Below are 4212 nucleotides of genomic sequence, written 5' to 3' on the forward strand. Positions count from 1 at the left end.
GGCGGCTTTGACATGCTCTACGGCGGCCAGCGCCACCGCATCGACATGAACGCACTCACCGGCGGCAAAAACGTCATGGTCTACGGCCAGACCGAAGTCACGCACGACTTGATGGATGCCCGTGCCGCAGCCGGTCTACCGACCTACTACGAAGCGTCTGACGTGCAAGTGGCTGACTTTGACACCGCCCACCCGCGCGTCACCTTCACCCATCAGGGCCAGGCGGTCAGCCTGAGCTGCGACTTCATCGCCGGTTGCGACGGCTTTCACGGTGTCTGCCGCGCCAGCGTGCCGCGCAAGTCGATTCAAGAGTTTGAGAAGGTCTACCCCTTTGGCTGGCTCGGCCTGCTGTCAGACACACCGCCGGTGCATGACGAGCTGATCTACGTGAACAGCCCGCGTGGTTTTGCCCTGTGCTCACAGCGCAGCAAAACCCGCAGCCGCTACTACCTGCAAGTGCCGCTGACCGACCGCCTGCAAGACTGGACCGACGATGCCTTCTGGCAAGAGCTGCGCCTGCGGCTCGATGCCGAAGCCGCTGCCCAGTTGGTCACCGGCCCGTCGCTGGAGAAAAGTATTGCCCCGCTGCGCAGCTTTGTCACCGAGCCGATGCGTTTTGGCCGCCTGTTCCTGGCCGGTGACGCGGCCCACATCGTGCCGCCCACCGGGGCCAAGGGCCTGAACCTGGCCGCCACCGATGTGAAGTACCTGTGCAACGCGCTGGTGGACTTCTACCAAAACCGCAGCGAGCAGGGCATCGACACCTATTCCGCGCGCTGCCTGCGCCGCATCTGGAAGGCCGAGCGCTTCTCATGGTGGTTCACCTCGCTGATGCACCGCTTCCCGGACGACGGCCCGATCACCGCCAAGTTTCAAGAGGCCGAGCTGGACTACCTGATCCATTCCCACGCCGGTTCCTTGTCGATTGCCGAAAACTACGTTGGCCTGCCGCTGGACTTTGCCGAGCCGGTGCGCTGAGCCGGTGTTGTGTTTGTTATTGATTTGATAGCTGATTGCGCTTATTTTTTGCGGGCTAGCGCCCTATTTTGTTCATAGAAAGCCAAACCATGATCATCGACTGCCACGGCCACTACACCACGGCCCCCAAGGCGCTGGAAACCTGGCGCAACCAGCAAATTGCGGGCATCAAAGACCCAGCCGTCATGCCCAAAGTGGCAGACCTCAAAATCAGCGACGACGAGCTGCGCGAGACCATTGAGAGCAACCAGTTGCGCCTGATGAAGGAGCGCGGCAGCGACCTGACCCTGTTCAGCCCACGCGCCAGCTTCATGGCGCACCACATTGGCGACTTCAACGTGTCGAGCACCTGGGCGGCGATCTGCAACGAGCTGTGTTACCGCGTCAGCCAACTCTTTCCCGACCATTTTGTGCCGGTGGCCATGCTGCCGCAAAGCCCTGGCGTGGACCCTGCCACCTGCATTCCCGAGCTGGAAAAGTGCGTCAAGGAATACGGCGCGGTCGGCATCAACCTGAACCCCGATCCATCCGGTGGCCACTGGACTTCACCCCCTTTGAGCGACAAGCACTGGTACCCGATTTACGAGAAGATGGTGGAGTACGACCTGCCCGCCATGATTCACGTGTCAACCAGCTGCAACGCCTGCTTTCACACCACCGGCGCGCACTACCTGAACGCCGACACCACCGCCTTCATGCAGTGCCTGACCAGCGACCTGTTCAAGGAATTCCCCACGCTCAAGTTCCTGATCCCGCATGGCGGCGGCGCGGTGCCCTACCACTGGGGCCGCTTCCGTGGCCTGGCGCAAGAATTAAAGAAGCCGCTGCTGCAAGAGCATTTGCTGAACAACATCTACTTCGACACCTGCGTCTACCACCAGCCCGGCATTGACCTGCTCAATACCGTGATCCCGGTGAAAAACGTGCTGTTTGCCAGCGAGATGATCGGCGCGGTGCGCGGCATCGACCCCGAAACCGGCCACTACTATGACGACACCAAACGCTACATCGAGGCCAGCAAAATCCTCAGCGCCGCAGACCGTCAGCAGATTTATGAAGGCAACGCCCGCCGCGTGTTCCCACGGCTGGATGCCTTGTTGAAAGCAAAGGAAGTGAAATGAACAACCTCGGAATCGTCAAACGCAACATCAATCGTGCCGACAAGGCTGCGGTAGACAAACTCTCGCGCTTCGGCGTGGCCACCATCCACGAGGCCATGGGCCGCGTTGGCCTGATGAAGCCCTACATGCGCCCGATCTACAACGACGCCCGCATCTGCGGCACAGCCGTCACCGTGCTGCTGCAACCCGGCGACAACTGGATGATGCATGTGGCCGCCGAGCAGTTGCAACCCGGTGACGTGGCCGTGGCCGCCTGCACCACCGACAACGCCGACGGCTTTTTTGGCGACCTGCTGGCCACCTCGTTCCAGGCCCGTGGCGCGGTCGGCCTGATCATTGACGGCGGCGTGCGCGACGTGAAAGACCTCACCGAGATGAAGTTCCCGGTGTTTTCCAAAGCCATCCACGCCAAAGGCACCATCAAAGCCACGCTGGGCTCGGTCAACGTGCCGGTGGTCTGCGCCGGTGCCCAGGTCAACCCCGGTGACGTGGTCATTGCCGACATCGACGGCGTGGTCGTCGTGCCCGCCGCCATCGCGCAAAAAGTGGCCGATGCGGCGGAAGCCCGCGAAGCCAATGAAGGCGACAAACGCGCCATCTTCGCCTCCGGCGTGCTGGGTCTGGACTACTACAAGATGCGCGAAGGCCTGGCCAAAGCCGGTCTGCGCTATATAGATTGAAGCACTCAGCCAAGGTTCCACCTGGGCTAGAGCACTAAAACACCATGAAGAATCCAATAGAGTGGAAAGTGGGCCTGGTCGGCTACGGTGAAGTCGGCCGCATCCTCGCTGAAGACCTGCGCGCCCAAGGTGTCGCCGTCAGCGCCTACGACATCAAGCTCGACCAACCTGCCACCGCCGCGCCCTTGCAAGCCCACGCCGCCCAGCACAGCGTGCAACTGGTCAGCAGCAGCGCTGCACTGGCCGCTGAGTCAGACTTCATCGTCAGCGCCGTCACCGCCAGCCAGACCGTGGGGGTGGCGCAGGCCTGCGCCCCCGCATTGAAGCCGGGCGCATTTTTTCTGGACTTCAACTCCGCATCGCCCGGTGCCAAACAACGCGCCGCCAGCCTGATCGACGGGGCAGGGGGCCGCTACGTGGAAGGCGCGGTCATGACCAGCGTGCCACCCTACCGCATCAAAGTGCCGCTGCTGCTGGGCGGTGTCTTTGCGACCGAGCTGGCCCCGCTGATCAACAGCCTGGGCTTTGCCGCCAAGGTGGCCAGCGACCAATTAGGCGTGGCCAGCGCCACCAAAATGTGTCGCAGCGTGATGATCAAGGGCCTGGAAGCGATGGTGATCGAGAGCTTCACCACCGCCCGCCATTACGGCGTGGAAGACGCGGTCATCGCCAGTCTGTACGAAACCTTCCCCGGCATCGACTGGGAAAAACAAGCCGCTTACTTCTTCCAGCGCGTCATCGAACACGGCCGCCGCCGCAGCGAAGAAGTGCGCGAAGTGGCCGAGACCGTGCGCGACGCAGGCCTGACCCCCTGGTCGGCCAGCGGCACCGCCGAGCGCCAGGCCTGGGTGGCCGACGGCGCAGACCAGGGCTGGTTTGGTGAAAAAGGCACGCCCGAATTTGCCCGCAGCTTGGATTGGCGGGTGGAGGCGGATCGAATGCTGGCCAGGCTCATCTCACCAGCGGGGTAAACAACCGGGGCGATGGCATGGGTGTAATAAACGGTGTCCTTGCTGCGACCAAGGTACATGTTGCCCACGCAGAAAGAACCCCATGCCCCAACCAGTCTCATTGCCCGCCCACGCGCACACCCGCCACATGCAGGAGCGCACACCATGAATTGGTTCAAACAAGCGGGTCGCTGGCTTGGCCATGCCTCCGTGAAAGAACAAGTTTCGGTCGAAACAACAACACAGCATTTGCTGGCCAGCCTGCTCACCATGGCCTGGTTTGTGGAGGCGCGTGACCCCTATACCGGTGGTCACCTCTGGCGGGTGTCGCGTTATGCCAGGCTGCTGGCCGAGCGCGCCCAGTTCAGCGAAGGCGAAGCTGCACGTGTCGGCCTGGGCGGGTTTTTGCACGATCTGGGCAAGATCGGTATCCCCGATGCCATTCTGCGCAAGCCCGACCGGCTGACCGAGCAGGAATACGAC

5 protein-coding genes are annotated in these 4212 nt (G+C 62.3%); all 5 read left to right on the forward strand.

All coding sequences use genetic code 11. The features are described from left to right. On the forward strand, positions 1-978 hold a 978-nt coding region (gene pobA, locus PHW99_RS18215; RefSeq protein WP_300181069.1), incomplete at its 5' end, for a 4-hydroxybenzoate 3-monooxygenase. A gap of 89 nt (positions 979-1067) precedes the next feature. Further along, positions 1068-2099, forward strand: a complete 1032-nt coding sequence (locus PHW99_RS18220) for an amidohydrolase family protein (protein ID WP_300181072.1) — start codon at positions 1068-1070, stop codon at positions 2097-2099. Beyond that, positions 2096-2779: a 4-carboxy-4-hydroxy-2-oxoadipate aldolase/oxaloacetate decarboxylase gene (ligK, locus tag PHW99_RS18225; RefSeq protein WP_300181075.1), complete on the forward strand. Its 684-nt coding sequence runs from the start codon at positions 2096-2098 to the stop codon at positions 2777-2779. Before PHW99_RS18220 ends, ligK begins: the two co-directional genes overlap by 4 nt. Before the next feature lie 44 nt (positions 2780-2823). Beyond that, positions 2824-3750 carry an NAD(P)-dependent oxidoreductase gene (locus PHW99_RS18230; RefSeq protein ID WP_300181078.1) on the forward strand — a complete coding sequence of 309 codons (927 nt, stop codon included), beginning with the start codon at positions 2824-2826 and terminating at the stop codon, positions 3748-3750. A 249-nt stretch (positions 3751-3999) separates the two neighbouring features. Further along, the coding region (locus PHW99_RS18235; protein WP_300181081.1) for an HD domain-containing protein at positions 4000-4212 on the forward strand (213 nt) is incomplete at its 3' end.

Source organism: Rhodoferax sp. (genome assembly GCF_028689305.1).
Taxonomy (GTDB): domain Bacteria; phylum Pseudomonadota; class Gammaproteobacteria; order Burkholderiales; family Burkholderiaceae_C; genus Rhodoferax.

Excerpts from the sequence above, each read along its gene's own strand:
- PHW99_RS18220 (WP_300181072.1), top strand. The coding sequence starts at position 1,068 with ATGATCATCGACTGCCACGGCCACTACACCACGGCCCCCAAGGCGCTG.
- ligK (WP_300181075.1), top strand. The coding sequence starts at position 2,096 with ATGAACAACCTCGGAATCGTCAAACGCAACATCAATCGTGCCGACAAG.
- PHW99_RS18230 (WP_300181078.1), top strand. The coding sequence starts at position 2,824 with ATGAAGAATCCAATAGAGTGGAAAGTGGGCCTGGTCGGCTACGGTGAA.